Genomic DNA, 22811 nt, shown 5'->3' on the forward strand with positions numbered 1-22811 from the left:
CGCACTTAGATAAGCGGGAAAGCAAGCTGAACTGTAAATACATGATCGTTTTGCCTATACATAAACCGCCCCTGATGCAGAAGCATAATTTTTTGGCAATTATTTAACCCCAAGCCTGTTTTAGGAGTAGGGTCCAGAGAATGCTGACTATGATTTTCAAAAACTAAAACCAACTCGCCGGAGTCAATGGTGCTATACAGCCGGACCGGATGAGCAGGATCAGCATGCCTTTGCACATTGGAGAGCATATTGTCAAATATTCTCTGAATCATGCCTGAGTCCACCTTGATCGTCCCCTCAGGCAGCTCAACAGTAGAGGAAACCATAAAGCCACTTTGTTCCATTAAATAGATATGCTCATGGATCATCTCTCTCAGCACTTCTTGAGCAGGGTAATGCTTTAAGTCAATCTCCTTATAATCGTTGGTGGATATAAAAAAGTAGTCAAACAGATGGTTAATCAAGTCTTTGATTTGCAGGGCCCGATTTTTGCACTTGCCAAGGAAAGAGCTCTCCTTGGCCGGGATATCTTCACCTTCCAGCACCTCCAGATAGCCGATTAATGCCGTAAGAGGGGTGCGGAGATCATGGGAGACACCGGCCATCAAGGTATTGGTGGCCGCTCTGACCCGTTCAGCGTAGTCTTCCCGGGCGATGAAGGCTTTGCGCATTTCATCAATTTCCTGGGCCAGAGAGGCCAGTTCATCGTTGCCCTTGATGGTAATTGAGTAATGGAGATCGCCCCCTTCTAAAATCCTTATTTCCTTTTCCAAGGTATTGATATAGGATACCTTTTTATGGATGAAAAAGACCATGATGGTAATAAAACAGAGGAAGAACACCAGCAAATTAAAATAAGTAATATAGTCTATATAACGGTGTTCAAAAAAATCCTTGATAAAAACTTCAGCGGTTCCCTCCTGGAAAGTCAATATATATTTATTATGCCATAGATAAAAGTCGGGAAATTTGGGTTGGCTGGGAAAGGAAAAGCTCGGTGACAGGGTATGTGAACTATAGATCAACGTATTGTCGTGATAAATCACAATCTCCGTTAATTCCTTGCCCCGCATCCAGTTATCCAATTCGGACAGGTCCGACAAAGAGATCTGATTGTCTTTAATATACTGCCGCAGGCTGGTTATTTTTTTCTCGATGTGAGCAGAAATTACTTCCGGCTTTTTACAATAATCATAGATGATGCCGCGGGATAGGTATTGCAGACCGAGAAAAAGCAAAGCGGAAGCAAGGCATGCCAAAACAGCTGTGATCATCAAGGTTTGGGACAGCTTATATTCACGTTTTGCTCTATTCAATATAATACCCCTTTCCCCAAACAGTACGAATATACTGGGGACGCCCTACATCCTTCTCTAATTTTCTTCTTAGATTTTTAATATGGACCATGATCGTGTTATTGGAAAGAGGAAGAAAGGGCTCCTGCCAGATGTGTTCGTAAATTTCCTTAGCGGAAAAAACCTTGCGGCGATTGAGCAATAAGAGCCGGAACACCTGATATTCCATACTGGTCAGGGCAATTTTTTCTCCCGAACGGGCAACGGTTCCCGTATCTAAATCGATATAGAGATCCCCGAGCCTGACTTCTTTTTTAGAAGCAGGCTCTTGCTTTTGGTAGATCAGATAGCGGCGCAGCAGGGCTTTTACCCTGGAAATCAGTTCGATTGAGGAAAAAGGTTTGACAAGGTAATCGTCGCCGCCGCAGGAAAATCCCTCTGCTTTATCCGCATCCTGGTTTTTGGCGGTCAGGAATAAAATGGGGATGGTTGTGGTTTTGCGGATTTCCGAACACAGCTCAAATCCGGATTTTCCCGGCATCATAATATCCAGAATCGCCAAATCCACCCCAGGGGTGAGCGTTGCCAAGGCGGTGTCTGCGTCGGCGGCAACTTGTACCGCGAAACCTTCCCTTTGCAATAAGATATGAATGATTTCCCGTATTTCAGGATCGTCGTCCACCACAAGAATGGTTGAGTTTTCCGGCATGTTTACCCCTCCTCTACATGCTATATTCCTAACTATAGCATGAAATATTCGTTGAGAAAATTCAGGAGAGGGCATGAATAAATTTATTGACAACCAAAGTTTTCCAAATTATAATAAAATGCGAATGCGAATTATATGCATTTAAAAAATCACAAAAAGTTCAAGGAGGGTTTATTGAAAATGAAAAAGCTTTGGAGTAAAATCCTAGTTGGAGGCTTGGTTCTGTTCCTGATGGCGGGGTGCAGCCAGACACAGAATTCCTCTTCTCCAAATACGAATGATAAGCAAAGTCAAAGTGAAAAGCTTTCCGTTTATACCAGTTTTTATCCAATGTATGATTTTGCAGCCAAGATCGGCGGAGATAAGATTACCCCAGTGAATATGGTCCCGGCCGGAATGGAGCCCCATGATTGGGAGCCTTCTGCCGCCGATATTACGGGGCTGGAAAAGGCGGATGTCTTTGTCTATAACGGAGCCGGTATGGAGCATTGGGTGGAGGATGTTCTGGAATCCCTCCAGAATAAGGCCCTGATTGCTGTGGAAGCTTCCAAAGATATTACCCTCAGGGAAGGGCACCATGAACACGATCATGAAGATGAGCATGAAGACGAAGGAAAAGAACATGAGGAAGAGGAAGAGCATGGGCACGAAGGGGCGGAATATGACCCCCATACCTGGCTCAGTCCCTTGAATGCCAAAAAGCAGATGGAGACGATTAAAGATGCTTTTGTTCAAGCCGACCCGGATAACAAGGATTATTATGAAACCAACTATGTGAAGTACGCAGCTGATTTGGATGGGCTGGACAAAGAATTTAAGGATACTCTTGCCCCGCTGCCCAAAAAGGATATTATTGTCTCCCATGAAGCCTTTGGCTATCTGTGCGGGGCTTACGGACTCAATCAGATTGGCATCGAAGGGCTGGCTCCTGATTCCGAACCGGATCCGGCCAGGATGGCTGAGGTGATCGAATTCGCCAAAGAACATGAGGTCAAGGTTATTTTCTTTGAAGAGCTGGTAAGTCCGAAAGTCGCCGAGACCATTGCCAAGGCTACCGGAGCTAAAACGGCAGTGCTCAGTCCCATTGAAGGGCTTAGTGATGAGCAGCAGGCGGCGGGAGATGATTATCTGGCCGTGATGCGTCAGAATTTGGAGGCGTTGAAAGCGGCATTGCAATAAGGAGTTGTGCATGTCTAACATAATAGAAGTAGATGACTTAGGTTTCAGTTATGGAAATGAGCCGGTTTTTTCAAAAATCGGCTTCTCTGTTTATAAGGGAGATTTTGCCGCGATTATCGGTGCCAACGGTGCCGGCAAAAGCACCCTGCTAAGGCTTATCCTGGGAGAGCTTGTGCCCAATGCAGGCTCTGTCCGGCTGTTCGGTCAGGATAGCCGCCGGTTTAGAAATTGGCCGAAAATCGGTTATGTGCCCCAGGCCGGGCAGCACTCCAACGCCAATTTCCCTGCTACCGCGGAGGAAATTGTCAGGGCTAATCTTTTTTCACAGATCGGGCTGCTCCGCTTCCCCGGGAAAGAGCACCGTGATAAAGTACAGCGGGCCCTTGAGCTGGTGGGTATGGAGGGATACGCCAAGCGCATGATCGGTGAGCTTTCAGGGGGGCAGCAGCAGAGGATTATGCTGGCCAGGGTATTGGCCGGCGATCCGGAAATCATGATTCTTGATGAGCCTACCACCGGAGTGGATGCCCAAACCGTACAATCCCTCTATGAGCTGCTGGCGAGGCTTAATCAGGAGAACGGGCTGACCATTGTGATGGTCACTCATGATATCAGCCGGGCGGCCAAGTATGTGTCAAGGATTCTCTGTCTGGAAGAAGGCTCCCTTGTGGAACACAAGCACAAGCACCCCGGGCAGGAATTGGCGAAGGAGGGAAAAGGAAACGATGAGTGTGATTGCCATTCTGGAATATGATTTTATGCGCCGGGCTTTTATCGTGGGAATTCTGCTGGCCGTGATTATTCCCTGTATTGGCATCATCGTGGTCCTGAAGCGCCTTTCCATGATCGGCGATGCCTTGTCCCATACATCCCTGGCCGGTGTGGCGGCCGGCCTGATTATGGGAATCAACCCCATCCTGGGCGCGGTTACAGCCTGCATCGCCGCGGCTTTGGGCATTGAGTTTATCCGTAAAAAAATCCCCAAATTCTCCGAGATGTCCATCGCGATTGTGATGTCGGCAGGCATCGGTTTGGCGGGGGTGCTATCCGGTCATGTCAAAAATGCGGCTAATTTTAACAGTTTTTTGTTCGGAAGCATCGTCTCGATCAGTGATTTTGAAATGATCCTGGTAGCAGGCATCAGTTGTATCGTTATGCTTGCTTTCATCCTTTTGTACAAAGAGTTATTCTATATTGCCTTGGATGAAAGGGCGGCACGGCTGTCAGGCGTCCCGGTGGGTGTGATCAATTTTATCTTTACCATACTGACGGCGGTAACGGTATCCGTTGCCGCCCGCACGGTGGGAGCACTGATCGTTTCCTCAATGATGGTTGTTCCGGTGGCTTGCGCCATGCAGGTTGGCAAAAGCTATCGGCAGACGGTTATTTATGGGGTCATCTTTGCGGTTGTTTTTACAGTGACCGGCTTGTTTCTATCCTATTACCTGAAGCTGAAACCCGGAGGCACTATCGTCCTGCTCGGCGTCCTCTGCCTGGTGGTGATGCTGCTTATCAAGCAAATAATTTCCATGCTTAGACGAACTGTGTTTAAAATGTAGTCGGTATATTCTATAATTAATGCAGTTATTGAAAAAATTAATGCAGTTATTGAAAGAGGTGACGATCATGAAAGAAGTAAACAATAACTGGCCTGCCGGCGTCAAAAGAACAAAACCGCGGGAGAGTGTACTTTCTGTCCTTGAGCATGCCCCAAAGCCTCTCAGTGCTGTGGAAATCTGTTCCGAGATCGAAAAAGAAGGGGAATCCCCCTGGCTGTCCACTATTTATCGGATACTGGAGCTTTTTGTCAAGAAAGGCGTGGTTGTTAAACTTGCGGTGCTGAACAATGAGATGGCTCTTTATGAACTGAACCGTTTTCAGCACAAGCATTACGCCATCTGTTTGGGCTGCCATAAAATTGTCACAATGAATAATTGCCCCATGGAGAAATTTATCCCGAAAATCGAGGACGATGATTTCCGGGTCCTGGGCCATAATTTAGAAGTGTATGGCTACTGCCGGGAATGCTCTGTTAAATAATAATGCAGCTTCTCACCTGATTCCAGGCTTATTTCCTGTGTACAGGCATATAGTTTATAGATAGAAAAAAGAAGAGGAGGGTATCGATGGGGACAGAAATCTATATTATTTCCGGGTTTCTGGGAGTAGGCAAAACCACCTTAATCCAAAAAATGCTTAAAGAGGCTTTCCAGGGGGAAAAGGTGGTTCTGATCGAAAATGATTTCGGTGAGATCAGCGTCGATGCGGCCTTGCTTAAATCAGGCGGTGTGGAAGTCAAAGAAATCAGTGCCGGGTGCATTTGCTGCAGTCTTTCCGGCGATTTCGTGAAAGCCCTTAAGGATCTTTTGCTCCGTTTTCACCCTGATAAAATTATCATTGAGCCTTCCGGTGTGGGCAAGCTTTCCGATGTTATGAAAGCTTGTTCCGATCCGCGTATTGTGCTCCACGCCAAGGTGAAGGGCAAAATTACGGTGGTGGATGTGAAACGCTGCCAAATGCATCTTGACAACTTTGGCGAATTTTTCGAAGATCAGATTCGCAACGCCGATGTGGTTGTGTTCAGCCGCTCAGAAAGTTTCCCCGCTAAACTAGGGGATGGGGAAAAAATAGTCAAAAAGCTGAACCCTCAGGGAAGAGTCCTGACCAAGCCGTGGGCTCAAATCAATACGGCGGAACTCCTGAATCCGCAGCGTCAGCAGCACAGGCTTCCAGGCCGATGCCGACATGGTCATGATGAGCATAATCATGACCATCGCGACCATCATAGCCATGACCACAATCATCATGACCATGACCATGACCATGCTCATCATAGCCATGATCATGCAGCGGACTGCAGCCACCAAGAGGGATGTGAACATAACAGCCGGGCGGAAGATGTCTTTGATACCGTCACTATCCGGACAAAGCGGGTATTTGATACTGAAGAGTTAAAGGCCAAGGTCGTGAAAATGGAGAACAGTGCCAAAGGAACGATTCTGCGGGCTAAAGGCATCGTCCGCGGCCCCAAAGGCTATTTAAACCTGCAATATCTCCCCGGGGATATTCGGATCACCGGCTGCCACGCCAGGGGCGATATGCTCTGCATCATCGGCCGCAACCTCAACCGGCAGGAGCTGTGCGCTATTTTTAGCGGGGAGTGATGGGATGGCGATACCGGTTTATGTAGTGACCGGCTTCCTGGATGCCGGCAAGACGACCTTTTTGAATAACCTGTTGAACAAATATAGCTGGCGGGATGTCAGGGCCTTCGTCATCCAATTCGAGTCTGGTGAAGAGGAATTTCAGGGGCGGCACCTCAATTGCTATAAGCTCAGCGTCCCCAAAAAAATTCTGGAGCAGCGGCCCGAGCAAATCGTCGAACGAATCTGCAGCAGCATAGAGGAGCAACCCTTCGATGAGATTTGGATTGAGTGGAACGGTGTCGTTCCTTTTTCAGAGCTGCAGTCATTGCTTTTGCACCCCTCCCTGCGCGGCCTCTGCCAAATTCAAAAAGTGGTGCATATTGCCGATGGGGAGAACATAGAAAATCTGTTGGGCAGGACAGGAGCCTCTTTGCCGGAACAGATTGCCAACAGCGATTTCGTCGTGATGCGCAATGTGGATTCGGCGGTTACTTACCGCCGGATTCGGCGCCTCGTCAACGGGCTCAATCCCGGGGTCCCCCTCTATAAGGTAAAAGAGTATCAGGAGCTCTATAAGCAGCTTTTCGGAAAGAAAGAGCATCCGGTCAATCTTTTTTTGCTCATGGTTATCGCCATGAGCGCCCTGTACTTCATGGCCAAGCCGGTCCTGGAGGGGGCGCAGATCCCGGTCAATACCATTGTCAATGTATTTTTGGGGATTATCCTGCAAGCGGTCCCTTTTTTATTGATCGGGGTATTGCTTTCCTCCGCTATCCAGGTTTTTATCCCCCAAAGCTTTATTGAGCGCCGCTTTCCCAAATCCATCGGCATGGGCATGCTGGTGGCCATTCTGGGGGGCTTCTGTCTGCCGGTCTGCGACTGCGCTTCTATTCCCGTTTTCCGGAGTCTGGTGCGCCGGGGGATTCCCCTCCCGGTGGCTGTCACCTTTATGACCGCTACCCCGGTGATCAATCCGGTGGTGATCGTGTCCACCTATTATGCCTTCAGCGGCAATACGGGAATCGTGGTCGGGCGGATTTTCTTTGGTATTGTAGCGGCTGTTCTGATCGGGCTGACCATGGGCTTCTGGCCGCCCAAGGGTTCGGTATTGGCCGGAGGGGCTTTTGACAGGCTTTTATGCAGCTGCGGCTGTTATGATGATGTTGAATCCATCACAACCTTCAAGGGAAAAGCCGGTCTGTTCATCCGTCATTCCCAGGCGGAGTTCTTCGGTGTCGGCAAATATTTAGTGATGGGCAGCTTTATCGCCGCCCTGTTTCAGGTCATGGGAACCGGCCTGTTTACCAAGGCCCAGGATGGGGCGGGTTTGGCGGTCTCCATCTTAATTATGATGGTGATGGCCTTTGTGCTTTCCCTGTGCTCCTCCTCCGACGCGATTATCGCCCGCAGTCTTGCCAATCAGTTCCCCATGGGCGCAATTATGGGCTTTCTGGTCTTTGGGCCGATGATGGATATCAAAAATGTCCTGATGCTCTCTTCGGGATTTTCTAAAGCTTTCATCGTTAGATTATTGCTGACGTCCTTGAGTATATGTTTTGTTTTGGTCTTTCTGTTTTTTAATTGGGGAGGGATGTAACATGCCGGCCAAAGCATTTAATCCTCAGATCTTTCTGGAGTTCTTATGCTATTGTGTTTTTGGGGGATTGATCTTTTATTTGGTGAGCAGTGAAAAATATCTTACTTATGTCACACCCCGGTTGAAGCCCTATCTCTATTTTACGTCCATCGTCATGGGTGTATGGGCCTTGACCGCTTTGGGCAGATTGTTTCGCCCCCAGCATAAACTGCGCTCCGCCCACTGCTTTGTGTTGGTGATCCCCATCGTATTGCTGTTGCTTCCCCATGCCCCTGTCAGCGCGTCCAATCTTTCCGGCAATTATATCGGCGGCAGCGCTTTTTCCAACCGTTCCGGCCAAAGCGCTTTGAGCATGCAGAACGACCTTTCTATTACTATAGAGGATGCTTCATCTCCGGAAGATAAGGTACAGGCTGAAATTATTCAGGAACCCCTTGCCGGATTGCCGGCCGGTGCCTATGTCTCGGAGCTGCCCGGCTTGGATATGGGGAATAAAAGAATCACAGTGGCCCATGAAGATTTCAGCATGTGGCTTACGGAAATGTATACCAATATAGAGAAATATCAAGGGTATACAGTGGTTATGACGGGATTTGTTTTCAATGATCCTGAATTTCTTAAGGAAGATGAATTTGTGCCGGCCCGCTTGATGATGTCTTGCTGTGTTGGGGATTTGGCACCTGCCGGGATACTCTGTAAATATGATCAGGCTGACCAGCTCCAGGCAGAGTCGTGGGTGACGGTTGAAGGAACCCTTACGCTGGGACAGCATGAGTATGACGGTGTGCTATCTGATGAACCCCAGATTAGGGTAACGAAAATTACACCGGCAGAGGCTGTGGAAGGTTATATCTATCCTTATTGATCTCTAATTTTTCGACATTTGTTTTCCTTATTATGGATTAAAATTCGTTGTTATTTGCCTGTGAATCGATTAAAATCTTCTTGAAAGGAATTTCGGGGGGAATTAATGTGGAAAAGAGGTTATTAAAGAAGATCGAGGTGCTTCGCAAAAAATTATATCGATATGCAACGACACGCAGCTTAGTTGATGCAAGAGTTGTCGAGTTAAGCCAAGAGCTGGATTACCTTTTGAATCAATATCAGCGTTTGAATAAATACACACAGCTGTCTTTTTGGTGATTTTATTCGTCTTTTATTGACATGTCCTGAATGTTAGCTTATAATAAGCTTCGTCACCAAATTTCATAGTCTTTTTGGCAAGACGAACACGGAGAGGTGGCTGAGTGGTCGAAGGCGCTCGCCTGGAAAGCGAGTACATGGGCAACTGTGTCGAGGGTTCAAATCCCTCTCTCTCCGCCATAAAATGCAATTCAGCCAAGTTGGATCCGTTCGCATTCGACTTTGGCTTTTTATTTTGTTATAATTGATTTGGCCGTGCTAGACGGGGAGGTAGCGGATCCTTGTACTCGCAACCCGCTTTAGCGAGGTGGAATTCCTGCATAAGGGCAGCGTTTGTGGAGCGGCCGGGGCTAATTGTGATGAGGTCTGGGTCTTGCGCAACAGAGCACTTCGAACCGTGTCAGGTCCTGACGGAAGCAGCACTAAGGAGCAAACTCTGTGTGCCGCAAGGTCGCCTAGGCTGAGCAGTGAATCCCGGATTCGTCCGGAAGCGTCTGTTCGAGTAAAGGTGCACGGCCTTAAATATTTATCATATAAAGGTGGTCTAAGACCATCTTTTTTTCCACTATCAACATTCATGCAGCTTGGACTGGACCACAGAATCTACTTCCGGGGGAGTATAGCGGAAGGGGGAGCCCAATGGCTTATTTGGCTTTATACCGCGAATGGAGACCGAAAAATTTTAAAGATATGGTAGGGCAGGACCATGTCACCAAGACATTGACAAATGCCCTTATGCAGAGCAAAGTAGCTCACGCCTACCTTTTCAGCGGACCGAGGGGAACAGGTAAGACCACTACGGCAAAGGTCCTGGCCAAGGCATTAAATTGTGAGCACCGGGAGGGTGTTGAACCCTGCAATCAATGTGCTTTTTGTCTGAGCATCGATCAAGGAAGCGCTATGGAGGTCTTTGAGATCGACGCCGCCTCCAACCGGGGTATCGATGAAATCCGTGATTTGCGGGATAAGGTTCGCCTAAGTGCCGGGGAAAGCAAATATAAGGTTTACATTATTGATGAAGTTCATATGTTAACCACCGAAGCTTTCAACGCCCTTCTCAAAACCCTGGAGGAACCTCCTGAGCGGGTGGTATTTATTCTGGCTACCACGGAGGTACATAAAATCCCCTTAACCATTCTTTCCCGGGTGCAACGCTTTGAATTTCACCGGATTCCTTTGGAACAGATTCATAGCCATTTAGATAAGGTGTGCCAAACCATCGGCCGGGATGTGGAGCCGGAAGCCCTCCAGATTATTGCCCAAAAATCGGAGGGAGGGCTGAGAGATGCCCTGAGTATTCTGGATCAGTGTCTCCTGCTGGATGGGAAACTGGGTGTAGAACAGGTCTATCAGGTCCTGGGCATGGTTGGGGAAGAGTTCAGCGCCCAGCTTGTGGATCACCTCCTGACCGGTGACTATGCCAAGGCCTTGGGGTGTTTAGGGGAAGGCATCAATCAGGGGATGGATCCCAGACAGATCATTCGCGAGCTGCTGGATTATATGCGGCAGGCCTTGCTTTATGCTTCGACTCAAGCCTTTCCTCAGGTTGCGCCTCACCTTAGAGAGCATTTGGCTTACCAATGCCAAAAGCTGGGGCTCAAAACCCTCTTGCAATGGATAGGGATTCTGCTGCAGGGGGAAAGTCAATTAAAATATGCCGCCAATGCCCGTTTAGCGGCGGAACTTCTCTTAGTTCAGGTGATTTATGACTCTCAGCCCGGCTATAGCAAGGAATCTCCCCAAGTTCTGGAACGCTTGCAGGAATTAGAGGAGGAGATCAAGAACCTTTCTACAGGGAAGAGCCGCCAGGAAAGCAAAGGGGAACTCCCCAAAAAGGTCAATGAGAGAAGCTCAGAGCCGCCGGGTCACAAAAAACCTGAATTACCCCCCCTCCAGGATAAACCGGCAATCTCCCAAGGGGGAGAAACCGCTGCTCTGTCCATTGAACAGGTTCAAGGCCGCTGGGGAGATATTTTAGAGCAAGTAAGAAAACGCAAAAAATCCACCCATGCTTTTTTGATGGAAGGCAAGCCTGTTGAATTGGATGGGGATAGTCTGGTTATCGTATTTAAGGAAGGTCTGTCTTTCCACCGGGATAAGGTCAATCAGAAGGAAAACCGGGAAACCATCGAAGAGGTTCTCCAAAGTAGCCTGGGCAAAGCCTATCGGTTGCAAAGTCTCCTGGAAAATGAATATGGAAAAGACCCTAAGGATTCAGAACATGTTGAAAAAACCAAGGAAAATCCGATGATCAAAAAAGCGGCCGATTTATTTGGGGCGGACTTATTGATTGTTGAAGAATAATAGTGTAAGGAGTGTATTTGAAATGGCATTTAAAGGCGGCGGTATGGGAAATATGGGCAATATGCTCAAGCAAGCTCAGAAACTCCAGGAAGAAATGGCGAAGGCCCAAGAGGAGCTGAAGACCCGCACAGTTGAGGCATCAGTGGGCGGGGGGGCCGTTCAGGTCGTGGTCAATGGTAAAAATGAACTGGTGGAGTTAAAAATTAAACCAGAGGCTGTGGATCCCGATGATGTGGAAATGCTGGAGGATCTGGTCAAAGCCGCAGTCAACGAAGGCTTGCGCAAAGTAGAAGAGCTTGTATCCTCAGAAATGGGCAAATTAACCAATGGTTTAAAAATTCCCGGTCTCTTCTAAGCGAGGAAGTATGGATTTTTTGAATTATCCTGAACCCCTGGCCGATTTGATTACAGGTTTATCCCGCTTGCCTGGGATCGGACCGAAAACGGCGGGTCGTTTGGCTTTTTACCTGCTGCAGCAACCCCAGGTGGCCGAAAACCTAGCGGAAGCCATGATCAGAGCTCAGCGGGAAATCAGGCAGTGTTCCCTATGCTGTAATTATACGGATCATGATCCCTGCCCCATCTGTACCGGGGAGAAAAGGGAGCGTACCCTGCTCTGCATTGTGGAGCAGCCCCGGGATGTGGTTTCTTTAGAGAAAACAAGAGAATTTAAAGGGCTTTATCATGTCCTGCATGGCGTCATATCTCCTTTGGAAGGAGTCGGGCCGGAGCAGCTGACGATTTCCAAGCTTTTAGGGCGTTTAGAAGGAGTCCAGGAAGTCGTCATGGCTATGAACCCCACGGTAGAGGGAGAAGCTACGGCACTGTATTTATCCAGGCTGCTTAAGCCTTTGGGAATCAAGGTAACACGGATTGCCCATGGTTTACCGGTGGGCGGTGATCTGGAGTATGCCGATGAAATTACCATCGCCCGTGCTTTAGAAGGCCGTCGCCAGATCTAAGGGTGATCTCAAAAAATTAAGGTCAATAATGTTCTTCTTTGTCCACTTTCTGCATAATTTGGACTAGTAGTGGTAAAGGAGGGCTTATCATGACCTTAATTTTTTTGGCCTTATTCGTTCTATTGATCGGCTTGGTGGTTAAGAGCAGCTTAGGTCAACCCAACACCTTTTTAAAGGCGGGGATTCACATCCTGGGAGGAATCGTGGGCCTGTGGTTCTTCGACTTGATATTAAGTGTTGTCGGATTTGGTATTCCTATTAACGTATTTACCATAACTTTGGTAGGTCTTTTAGGTTTTCCGGGAGTCGTGGCTTTGGTGGGCCTGCAGGTCCTGGGCATTTAACCTTGAAAAGTTCAAAGGGTTTTAGGGGAGAATTAGGGTTTTTAAATGTGATTTTTTTCGTTTATGGCGGTTTTTTTACATAATTATTCATCTAGCTCCATTTTACGTCTTGACGGATTTATCCAGCCGAGAGTATACTGATACTGACTGCAGGGGACGTTTCGGTCTAACTACCGAAATAGTTCCCTCAACTCGTTTTTATAGAATTTTTGCGAAAATTTAATCATTTGATTTCCGAAAGATTATCATTAACCCCTTTTTTCTCATCTTTATTCATTGCTTTACATAAGCAAGGTTTGGGTGGAAAAAGAACTTCCTTAAAAAAGAATCTCTTTTTTAACCCTTTTATTAAATTTTCTTTTAGGAGGATGTACCAAATGGCAAAAATGAAGACAATGGATGGTAACGAAGCTGCTGCTCTGGCGTCGTATGCGTTTACAGAAGTAGCAACCATCTTCCCGATCACTCCCTCTTCAACGATGGCTGAATTGGTAGATGAATGGGCTGCCCATAACAAGAAAAATATCTTCGGTCAACCTGTCAAAGTTGTTGAGATGCAATCTGAAGCAGGAGCTGCCGGTGCAGTTCACGGGTCCCTTCAGGCTGGTGCTCTTACCACCACCTATACAGCTTCGCAAGGTCTGCTCTTAATGATTCCGAATATGTATAAAATCGCCGGCGAACTTCTGCCCAGCGTCTTCCACGTCAGTGCCCGGGCTTTGGCTACCCATGCGCTGTCCATTTTCGGTGATCACCAGGATGTTATGTCCGTAAGAGCTACCGGTTTTGCTCAATTGTCTTCACATAATGTTCAAGAAGCTTTAGACCTGGGCTTTATTGCTCATTTAGCCACCATCAAAGCCAAAGTTCCTTTCGTTCATTTCTTCGATGGGTTTCGTACATCCCATGAAATTCAAAAAATCGAAGTAACCGATTATGATGATGTGGCAAAACTCTTAGACCGTGACGCTCTCCAGGCTTTCCGGGACAATGCCTTGAATCCTGAGCGCCCTGTTCTGCGCGGTACTGCCCAAAACCCCGATGTCTATTTCCAAGGCCGTGAAGTATCCAACCGCTATTATGATGCTGTTCCTGATATTGTGGCCCATTATATGGACGAATACGCTAAGATCACCGGCCGTGAATACCAGCCATTCCAATACTATGGTGCTGAAGATGCTGAGCGTGTGATCATCGCCATGGGTTCTGTTTGTGATACCATTGAAGAAACTGTGGATTATTTAGTAGCAAAAGGTGAAAAAGTGGGCGTGGTTAAGGTTCACCTCTTCCGTCCTTTCTCTACTAAATATCTGTTCAAGGTTCTGCCTAAGACCGTTAAGGCCATCGCCGTTCTTGACCGGACCAAAGAGCCTGGTTCCACTGGCGAACCTCTCTATCTCGATGTGAAGGATTCCTTCTTCAATCATGAAATCAAGCCTGTGATCGTGGGCGGACGTTATGGTTTAGGTTCCAAAGATACAACTCCTTCCCAAGTACTGGCTGTTTACAAGAATCTTGCCCAAGCTGAGCCAAAGAATGACTTCACCATCGGTATCGTGGACGATGTTACCTTCAAATCTTTACCGGAAGATGAAGTTGTCAGCACCGCTCCTGAAGGCACTATTGCTTGTAAATTCTGGGGATTAGGCTCTGACGGTACCGTTGGCGCCAACAAGCAAGCGATTAAAATTATTGGTGACCACACCACTATGTACGCTCAGGCTTATTTCCAATACGATTCCAAGAAATCCGGTGGTATCACCATTTCCCACGTTCGTTTTGGTAAAAAACCCATCAAATCCCCTTACTATGTATCCGATGCCAACTATGTTGCCTGCCATAACCAAGCCTATGTCGGTCAATATGATCTGACCAAAGGTCTGAAGAAAGGCGGCACCTTCGTCCTGAATTGCCAATGGCAGCCTGAAGAATTGGCAGACAAGCTTCCTGCTTCCATGAAACAATTCATCGCCAAGAATGATATTAAACTCTACATTATTGATGCAGTCTCCATCGCCCGGGAGATCGGTTTAGGCTCCCGTATCAATATGGTTATGCAATCCGCTTTCTTTAAGCTCGCCAATGTTATTCCTGTGGAAGAAGCCCTCGGCTATCTGAAGGAATCCGTGGTCAAAACTTATGGGAAAAAGGGACAGAACATCGTTGATATGAACAATGCCGCTATTGATCGCGGTGCGGATTCCCTGGTCAAGGTTGAGGTTCCCGCCTCCTGGGCCGACGCTGCTCCCGCCCAAGCTGAAGCAGCTGCTGCCGCAGATCTTCCCGAGTATGTGGCCAAAATCCAAAATGTTATGAACGCCCAAGAAGGGGACAGCCTTCCTGTCAGTGCTTTTGTAGGCCGTGAAGACGGAACGGTTCCCGTAGGCACCACTGCTTATGAGAAGCGTGGTATTGCTGTAATCGTGCCTGAATGGGATGTTGAAAAGTGTATCCAATGTAACCAATGCTCTTATGTATGTCCTCATGCGGCTATCCGTCCCTTCTTGCTGAATGAAGAAGAAGTGGCCAATGCTCCCGAAGGCTTCGTGACCAAGAAAGCTCTTGGCAAGGAAGCCGACGGCCTCCAGCTTCGTGTTCAAGTGAGCCCGCTGGATTGCACAGGCTGCGGCAACTGCGCTGAAGTATGCCCGGCTAAAGGCAAGGCTTTGGTCATGAAGGATGCGGCTGAACAAACTGCCGCCCAAGCCGGTAATTGGGAATATGCTTTGACTGTGACCAACAAAGCTGAGCGTTTTGATATCACCACCGTTAAAGGCAGCCAATTTGCCCAACCTCTCCTCGAGTTCAACGGCGCTTGCCCGGGCTGCGGAGAAACAGCTTATGTTAAGCTCCTCACCCAGCTTTACGGCGATCGCATGATGATTGCCAACGCCACCGGATGCAGCTCCATCTGGGGCGGCAGTGCTCCTTCCGTACCTTATACTGTCAATGCCAAGGGACAAGGTCCTACCTGGGCGAACTCCCTCTTTGAAGACAATGCCGAGTTCGGTTACGGTATGTATCTTGGCGTGCGTCAACAGCGGGAAAAACTGGCTCTGTTGATGGAAGAAGCTTGCGCAACCGAAATCAGCGCCGACATGAAGGAAGCGTTCCAAGAGTGGATCGCCGGCATGGATGATGCCGATGCTTCCAAAGCTGCTGCCGCTAAGGTTCGTGCCGCTCTGGATGTTTACGAAGGCGACAGCGCTTTGATCGCTGATATTAAAGGCAGAAAAGATCATCTTGTCAAGAAATCCCAATGGATCGTCGGCGGTGACGGCTGGGCTTATGATATCGGTTACGGCGGTTTAGACCATGTCCTGGCTTCCGGTGACGACGTCAATATTCTGGTTATGGACACCGAAGTTTACTCCAATACTGGCGGTCAATCTTCCAAGGCTACCCCCCGCGCTGCTGTGGCGAAATTCGCAGCTGCCGGTAAGAAGATCCGCAAGAAAGACCTGGGTATGATGGCCATGAGCTATGGCTATATCTATGTGGCCCAAGTAGCCCTTGGTGCTAATATGGCTCAAACCATCAAGGCGATGAAAGAGGCCGAAGCTTACAAAGGACCTTCCATCATCATTGCTTATGCTCCTTGCATCAACCATGGCCTGAAGTCCGGTATGTCCAAGAGCGTTACCGAAGCGAAAAAAGCGGTTGAAGCCGGTTACTGGCATCTCTATCGCTTCAACCCCGATCTCGAAGATCAAGGCAAGAATCCTTTCACCCTGGATTCCAAAGAGCCCACAGCTTCCTTCCGTGACTTCCTCATGGGCGAAGTTCGGTACACCTCCTTGATCAACACCTTCCCGGAATCTGCCGAAGAGCTCTTTGAAGGTGCCGAGAAATATGCGAAGGTCCGCTTGGATTCTTATAAGCGCTTGGCAAGTTACAAATACGAATAAGATTCATCCTGGATTGCAGTAAGAGAGCGGGCTTTGGCCCGCTCTTTTTGCACGGTCATAAAATTATAAGCAGGCAGTGGTACATTGACTTAAAACCAGGCTAATGGTTATAATAATTTATATAAATGTGATTTTAAAACGTAAAATTCTTATAAAAGTGTGGGAGGCAGCCTTGTGGAAAGGATCATCATGCAGGATTTACTGCGTTGGAAAAACTCCAAACATCGCAAACCACTCATTTTGAAAGGCGTACGGCAGGTGGGCAAGACCTGGCTGCTCAAAGAATTTGCCAGACGCTATTATAACAACTTAGCCTATTTTAACTTTGATGAGCATCCGGAATATAAGCAGTTCTTTGAAAACACCAAAGACGTGGAACGCATTTTACAAAACTTGATGATGGCGAGCGGGCAGATCATTAATCCCAAAGAGCCTGGGACTACCCTCATAGTATTTGATGAGATCCAGGAGTGTCCCAATGCTTTAAATACCCTTAAATATTTCTGCGAAAACACCCCTCACTATCATGTGGCCTGTGCCGGTTCCCTTCTGGGCATCGCCTTGTCCAAGCCTGCCTCTTTTCCGGTCGGCAAGGTGGATTTTTTAGAAATCGGGCCGATGACCTTTACGGAATTTTTGCTGGCCAACGGTGACGGAAATTTTGTCTCTTACCTTGACAACTTAGATAGAATTGAACCGATTCCTGATGCTTTTTTTAATCCTCTTTATGAAAAGCTGAAGATGTACTTTGTGACGGGTGGGATGCCGGAATCTGTTCGTTCCTGGACTGAAGAACGGGATGTAGAATTGGTGCAACAAGTGCTGGCCAATATTCTTGGGGCCTATGAACGGGATTTTGCCAAGCATCCTGACCCCAAAGACTTTCCTAAAATATCATTGATCTGGAAGTCGTTGCCTTCACAGCTGGCCAGGGAAAATAAAAAATTTATTTATAAAGTTGTCAAGGAAGGGGCCAGGGCCAGGGAATATGAGGAGGCACTGCAGTGGCTTTGCGATGCCAGCCTTGCTTATAAGATATACCGCAGCAGTGCCCCAGGATTGCCGATTTCCGCCTATGATGACCTGGCTGCGTTTAAGCTGTATCTGGTGGATGTGGGGCTTTTGCGCCGATTGTCCCTATTGGCCCCTTCGGCTTTTGGTGAAGGGAACCGGCTGTTTGTGGAGTTTAAAGGAGCTCTCAGCGAGAACTACGTGCTTCAGGCGTTGCGCAATCAGCTTGAGGCCATGCCTCGTTACTGGACGATGGATAACCCACGGCATGAAGTGGATTTTTTAATTCAGAGAGAAAACGAGATAATTCCTGTTGAGGTTAAATCGGAAACCAATGTGGAGAGCAGGAGCCTGAAGAAGTTTAAAGAAAAATACGGTGACAAAGTAAAACTTCGTGTCCGTTTCTCCCTGAATAATTTACGGCTGGACGGTGATTTGCTGAATATCCCACTGTTCATAACTGATTATGCAGATAAGCTGATCGGTATGGCTTTAACGGATCAGCCCAAAGAATAATTCCACCCCATCCGAGTTAAACTACCATAAATTGTGTGTAAAAAAGCTTCTGCAGGGGAAGGAAGATGGATATGGACCAGGAAGATCTGATACGAAGGCTGAATTGGTTCTACAGCTTGGAGATGAACCAAGTGGAGCTATATAAGGTGCAAAGCAAGCAGTTTAAAGATCACTATGCCGGGCAGGTCTTTGAGAGAGTGGCCGCCATAGAACAGTCCCATGTGGATAATGTGGCCGCCCGCATTACGAGTTTAGGCGCCAAGCCTACCCTGCTGGGAGAAGTGGTTTCTCCCATCCTCGGCATGTCCTTAGGCAATCTGATGTCTTTAACCGGCCTGGAGAGAACTCTGCAGCTGAATATGGAACTGGAAAGAAAGGCTATGAGCGATTATAAGAAATTAATTGAGGATCTGGTGGCAGGGGGAGAGGATCCCGGCGGGGATCTTTGCAGCCAGCTGAAAGATAATTTTGTGGATGAGCATCTGCATACGGCATTGTTCGATACCCTGAGGGAGAATTTGATGGAAGACAAGATCGAGACACTATAATTCCTTCCCTGGCCAAGATTAAATCAAAATTGGGGAGATAGAATCTTATCTATTTAGGAAAGGATTCTATCTCCTTTTCTATAGGCTTAGCCTGGAAAGGGGCTGGTCTGCAGTGCTGAAAACCCTGCAAATGCAGCATGGGTGTATAAGAGAAAAGCTTTCCGAGGACAATAAGCACATAAGGAGGGGGTGGTCGTTTTGGCTAAACGTTTTTTCACCATGATCAAAGAACTTACTCAGCGTCCTTATCGGAAGAGAATCCGGGTGGTTCATAAGGTTCCTATCGATCAAGAATGGGATAAGCCTGTTTCTTTTGCGCGGATTAAAGAAGAATTATCCAAAAGCAGCGATATTATTTTTCGTGATTTCATTTTGCGGGGCAAAGAAGATATACCCTGTTCCCTTGGCATGGTGGATGGTTTGGTTGATAAAGATTTATTAGATGCTTATATCCTGCGGGTGATCATGGTCGAAGCCGTCGATGATCCGGTCTTTCAGGAAATGACTCTAAAAAATGTCAACGATCGCTTGCTGGATCTTTTCACGCCAGCCAATGAAGTGAAGAAGATCGGTCGCTTGGGGGAGGCCATTGATGGGATGCTGTCCGGGGATGCGGTTCTTTTCATTAAGGAAAGCCAGGAGGCCCTTGTCATCAGTGCCCGTGGCTGGTCAGACCGGGGGGTGGGCGTTCCCCAAAACGAATCCTCTATCCGCGGACCTAAGGAGGGGTTCAATGAGACCCTGCGGACCAACACCTCCCTGCTGCGAAGAAAGATCAAGCATCCATCTCTGCGGCTGCTTTCCATGAAAATCGGCGATCTTTCGAAAACGGATGTGGTGATTGCTTATGTGGAGACTATCGCCAATATGGACGTGGTTGGAGAGGTGCTTAAACGACTGAGCCGTATCCGAACCGATGCGGTGATTTCCGGAGACATGCTGGAGGAGTTGATCGAGGATCATCCCTATTCTCCTTTTCCCCAAATCTCCAATACAGAACGGCCCGACATTGTAACCGCAGAGCTTTTGGAGGGGCGGGTGGCCATCATGGTGGACGGCACTCCTTCGGCCCTGATCGTGCCGGTTACCCTGCCTATGTTTATGCAAGTCAATGACGATTATTATCAAAGAGCGATGATTGTCATTATTGTACGTACGATACGCTATTGGGGAGCCTTTATAGCCCTTTTGGCCCCCAGTCTGTATATTGCTGTAACCACGTTTCATCAGGAATTGCTGCCCACCTCTATGCTCTTAAGTCTTGCTGCCAGTCGGGAGGCGGTGCCCTTCTCTGCCCTCGGGGAGGCATTATTAATGCTGCTGGCTCTCGAGATCCTCCAGGAGGGGGGGCTGAGGCTCCCTAAACCCATCGGACAGACCATCGGGATCGTGGGAGCTTTGATCATAGGAGAGGCGGCGGTCGGCGCCGGTTTGATCAGCCCGATTATGGTGATTGTCATCGGGTTTACGGCGGTTTCCAGTTATACGATACCCTACTATGATTTGGCCATCGCCATCCGTTTGATTCGTCTGCCTCTGATGGTTCTGGCGGGAACCATGGGCTTTTTCGGGCTGGCCATTGGACTCTACCTTTGCATAATACATTTGCTGGGTTTGCGATCCTTTGGCACTCCCTACCTTAGCCCCATTGCCCCGTTAAGAATCCGTGCCTTTCTTCAGGATACTTTCGTCAGGGCGCCTTGGTGGGCTTCCAGAAAAATACCGGATTTAGTGGATGTTCATGATACGAAGTCGGGGAGGAAAAAATAAGTGGAACGTATATCCACCCATCAGTTCACAATATTAAGCACGGCGGTCTTATTGGGGACAACGTATATGGTCGCCGGATCAGGGCTGGCAGGAGCGGCTGGAAGGGATGGCTGGATGGCTATTCCGCCTGGGTTTGCCTTGGGAATCCCTTTGGCCTTGATGATATTTTCTCTAATGCCTCGCTACCCCGGTATGAATCTGATCGAAATATCGGAAAAAGTGCTGGGAAAGTGGCTCGGCAAGGGAATGGGGCTTTTATATAGTGCGATTACGCTCTATTTCGGGGCCATCTTATTGGGCCAGGGGGTGGATATGTATAATCGGAGTGTTCTCCCCCTGATGCCTCAATATATCCTGGTTTTAGGGCTCTTCGTGATTGTCGTCTATCTGTACTTCAGTGGGATCGAAGTGTTAAGCCGCTTTTCAGAAGTGGTTTTTCCCATTATCTTTTTATCGCTGGTTTTTATAGCGTTATTCAGCATTCCCCGTTTTGAGCGGGGAGAGCTTTTTCCCATGTTGGATAATGGAATCAAACCCCTTCTTAGTGGTATAAGGAATGTGGCGCCTTGGCCAATGGAGTATATACTCTTTTTAGGAGGACTGCTGCCTTTTTTGCCACGCAAAGCCAAGGACTTAAAGGTTTTGAAAAAAGGGGTCTGGAAAGCTTTTTTTATGGTTATTGCCTTAAGCACCCTGATGGTGGTCATTCAGATCATGACCTTTGGCCCTTTTGAAACCTCCCGTCTTACCTATGCCCTTTTGGTACTGGGGAATATGATTGAGATTTCCCGGACCATATCCGGGGTTGAGGTTATTTTTACTCTGATCTGGACGGGGGCCTTGGCTTTAAAGGTCACAGCCCTGATGTTTGCGGGGATATGGGGTCTGCGCACTGTGTTCGGCATAAAAAGCCGCAAAGCCGGTGTTAGAACGGGTGTTGTTGTCGGAATTATATATGTGCTGATTCCTTTATATACTTTAACAGGCATTACAGTGGTTGTGGAGATACAGCTGGTGGATCAGTATTTGATTCTCCCCTTCACAATGGTGTGGGTAGTCTTGGTATGGGGGGTGGAGCGATGGAAACGCCGCAAAAAAAGTTTTTCCCATTAAGGCTGACCCTTGTGCTGCTGCTGATTATGGGTGTGTTGCTCCTGGGAGGATGCGGCGGCAAGCGTGAAATTGATGAACTGGCCTATATGCTGGGGATAGGAATTGATCAAGGGAAAGAAGAAGGGACCTATCTCGTGACGATGCAGATAGCTGAACCCAAGACGAGCGGAGGCGGTGCCGCAGAGCTTGAGAATTGGACTATCAGTATGGAAACAAAGAGCCTCTCCACCATTATGGAACAGGCGGCGGAAGCGTTCAGCAAACAGCCTTTTGCCGGAACGGTGCGGGTTATTGTACTTGGCGAAGATCTTGCCGGCGCGGGGATTAATGAGGCTTTGGATTATTTCCAGCGCTTTTATGAATTTCGACGGACGATTTATCTTCTTGTGGCTAAAGGGCAAGCCAAGGATATCATGGAGGCTGAACTGCGCACAAAGCAGATTCCCAGCTTAAATTTATTCGATACCATCGAAGGTCAAAGAAGGCAGTCGGTTTTCCCGATCACACGTTTAGGGCACTATCTGACGGTTTTAGGGAGAGAAAGCCAGAATCCCATCATCCCCAGGGTGGAGAAGGTCCAACCAGGGGAACATGGCTTATTCTACTCTGATAAAGAAGGGCAGGAAATTCTGATTCATGAATCGGCGGTATTCGAAGGCGGGAAATGTGTAGCGAAGCTTAACGACCAGGAAACAAAGGGCTATCTCTGGCTGGATAACGAGATTGAGAGCCGGGTTCTTGAGGGGGAAGACGGAGATGGGGTAACAGTAACCGCCTGGGTCCTGAAATCGAAAACAAAATATAAGGTGGAGAACATCGACGGCAAGATGGGGATCAAATTCAACATCAAGACAGCGGTTTCCATCAATGAAATCCTTGGCAAGGGTGAACAGGCGGATATCTACCGCTGGCAGCAATTTATTAAAGAATTACAGCCTCTGATGGCACAGGCAATTCAGGAAGAGTGCGAAGCGGCCGTGGCCAAAAGCAAGGAGCAGGGGCTGGATTTTATCGGGATTGGGCGGAAAATCGAAATTAAAAACCCCAAGTATTGGCGGGAAATACAAGAGAACTGGCCCCAGGGGATAAAAGATATTCCGGTGGCCTATGATATCAACGTTAAAATTGAACATTCAGGGCTGGCCCGCAATTCACCGGTAAGTCCTCAGGAAAATGGGGCGAAGGGGGGCTCCCATACTCTTCAATAGGTGCTTCAATGGAAATATTATGATATAATGATGTGTATTACCTTTGTCAATCCTGGAG

20 protein-coding genes, 1 tRNA gene and 1 other RNA gene are annotated in these 22811 nt (G+C 47.9%); 20 read left to right on the forward strand and 2 right to left on the reverse strand.

Annotation, left to right across the window (positions count from 1 at the left end; all coding sequences use genetic code 11):
* Positions 1–5 precede the first annotated feature (5 nt).
* Both DHAF_RS00215 and DHAF_RS00220 read right to left on the reverse strand, forming a co-directional pair.
* Positions 6–1316 (reverse strand): HAMP domain-containing sensor histidine kinase, encoded by a 1311-nt coding sequence (locus DHAF_RS00215; protein WP_015942539.1) that lies wholly within the window; start codon positions 1314–1316, stop codon positions 6–8.
* A complete protein-coding gene (locus tag DHAF_RS00220; RefSeq protein ID WP_005815058.1) occupies positions 1309–2004 on the reverse strand; it encodes a response regulator transcription factor in 696 nt (231 codons plus the stop codon). Before DHAF_RS00220 ends, DHAF_RS00215 begins: the two co-directional genes overlap by 8 nt.
* A gap of 180 nt (positions 2005–2184) precedes the next feature.
* On the opposite strand from DHAF_RS00220, the gene DHAF_RS00225 reads away from it, so the two are divergent.
* The 20 genes from DHAF_RS00225 (at position 2185) to DHAF_RS00315 (ending at position 22753) form a co-directional block, all read left to right on the forward strand.
* On the forward strand, positions 2185–3183 hold the full coding sequence (locus tag DHAF_RS00225) for a metal ABC transporter substrate-binding protein (RefSeq protein ID WP_015942540.1): 999 nt from the start codon (positions 2185–2187) through the stop codon (positions 3181–3183).
* A gap of 10 nt (positions 3184–3193) precedes the next feature.
* On the forward strand, positions 3194–3937 hold the full coding sequence (locus tag DHAF_RS00230) for a metal ABC transporter ATP-binding protein (protein ID WP_005815055.1): 744 nt from the start codon (positions 3194–3196) through the stop codon (positions 3935–3937).
* Positions 3909–4742 (forward strand): metal ABC transporter permease, encoded by an 834-nt coding sequence (locus DHAF_RS00235; protein WP_015942541.1) that lies wholly within the window; start codon positions 3909–3911, stop codon positions 4740–4742. Before DHAF_RS00230 ends, DHAF_RS00235 begins: the two co-directional genes overlap by 29 nt.
* A gap of 67 nt (positions 4743–4809) precedes the next feature.
* A complete protein-coding gene (locus DHAF_RS00240; RefSeq protein WP_015942542.1) occupies positions 4810–5223 on the forward strand; it encodes a Fur family transcriptional regulator in 414 nt (137 codons plus the stop codon).
* Positions 5224–5309: 86 nt separating this feature from the next.
* A complete protein-coding gene (locus tag DHAF_RS00245; protein ID WP_015942543.1) occupies positions 5310–6347 on the forward strand; it encodes a CobW family GTP-binding protein in 1038 nt (345 codons plus the stop codon).
* A 4-nt stretch (positions 6348–6351) separates the two neighbouring features.
* Entirely contained in the window at positions 6352–7926 is a 1575-nt protein-coding gene (locus tag DHAF_RS00250; protein ID WP_005815046.1) for a permease, read from the forward strand.
* Position 7927: 1 nt separating this feature from the next.
* Entirely contained in the window at positions 7928–8791 is an 864-nt protein-coding gene (locus DHAF_RS00255) for a TIGR03943 family putative permease subunit (protein WP_015942544.1), read from the forward strand.
* Positions 8792–8898: 107 nt separating this feature from the next.
* A complete protein-coding gene (locus tag DHAF_RS00260) occupies positions 8899–9069 on the forward strand; it encodes an aspartyl-phosphate phosphatase Spo0E family protein (protein ID WP_011458895.1) in 171 nt (56 codons plus the stop codon).
* 90 nt (positions 9070–9159) lie between these two features.
* Positions 9160–9249 (forward strand) — tRNA-Ser (locus tag DHAF_RS00265).
* A 73-nt stretch (positions 9250–9322) separates the two neighbouring features.
* An RNA gene (gene ffs / locus DHAF_RS24835) (signal recognition particle sRNA large type) lies at positions 9323–9585 on the forward strand.
* Positions 9586–9708: 123 nt separating this feature from the next.
* Positions 9709–11373 carry a DNA polymerase III subunit gamma/tau gene (gene dnaX, locus DHAF_RS00270; protein ID WP_015942545.1) on the forward strand — a complete coding sequence of 555 codons (1665 nt, stop codon included), beginning with the start codon at positions 9709–9711 and terminating at the stop codon, positions 11371–11373.
* A gap of 22 nt (positions 11374–11395) precedes the next feature.
* Positions 11396–11728, forward strand: coding sequence for a YbaB/EbfC family nucleoid-associated protein (locus DHAF_RS00275; RefSeq protein WP_005815036.1), 333 nt, complete (start codon positions 11396–11398; stop codon positions 11726–11728).
* A 10-nt stretch (positions 11729–11738) separates the two neighbouring features.
* Entirely contained in the window at positions 11739–12335 is a 597-nt protein-coding gene (gene recR / locus DHAF_RS00280) for a recombination mediator RecR (protein WP_005815034.1), read from the forward strand.
* 89 nt (positions 12336–12424) lie between these two features.
* Positions 12425–12679 (forward strand): pro-sigmaK processing inhibitor BofA family protein, encoded by a 255-nt coding sequence (locus DHAF_RS00285; RefSeq protein ID WP_015942546.1) that lies wholly within the window; start codon positions 12425–12427, stop codon positions 12677–12679.
* Positions 12680–13056: 377 nt separating this feature from the next.
* A complete protein-coding gene (gene nifJ / locus DHAF_RS00290; protein WP_011458899.1) occupies positions 13057–16587 on the forward strand; it encodes a pyruvate:ferredoxin (flavodoxin) oxidoreductase in 3531 nt (1176 codons plus the stop codon).
* A 174-nt stretch (positions 16588–16761) separates the two neighbouring features.
* Positions 16762–18114, forward strand: a complete 1353-nt coding sequence (locus tag DHAF_RS00295) for an ATP-binding protein (protein ID WP_015942547.1) — start codon at positions 16762–16764, stop codon at positions 18112–18114.
* Between the two features lie 65 nt (positions 18115–18179).
* A complete protein-coding gene (locus DHAF_RS00300) occupies positions 18180–18662 on the forward strand; it encodes a demethoxyubiquinone hydroxylase family protein (protein ID WP_041271902.1) in 483 nt (160 codons plus the stop codon).
* Between the two features lie 219 nt (positions 18663–18881).
* Positions 18882–20432 (forward strand): spore germination protein, encoded by a 1551-nt coding sequence (locus DHAF_RS00305; RefSeq protein WP_193345593.1) that lies wholly within the window; start codon positions 18882–18884, stop codon positions 20430–20432.
* Positions 20433–21545 carry a GerAB/ArcD/ProY family transporter gene (locus DHAF_RS00310; protein WP_015942550.1) on the forward strand — a complete coding sequence of 371 codons (1113 nt, stop codon included), beginning with the start codon at positions 20433–20435 and terminating at the stop codon, positions 21543–21545.
* On the forward strand, positions 21512–22753 hold the full coding sequence (locus DHAF_RS00315) for a Ger(x)C family spore germination protein (RefSeq protein ID WP_041271903.1): 1242 nt from the start codon (positions 21512–21514) through the stop codon (positions 22751–22753). Before DHAF_RS00310 ends, DHAF_RS00315 begins: the two co-directional genes overlap by 34 nt.
* Positions 22754–22811: the final 58 nt, after the last annotated feature.

The sequence above is a fragment of the Desulfitobacterium hafniense DCB-2 genome (assembly GCF_000021925.1).
Classification (GTDB): Bacteria; Bacillota; Desulfitobacteriia; order Desulfitobacteriales; family Desulfitobacteriaceae; genus Desulfitobacterium; species Desulfitobacterium hafniense.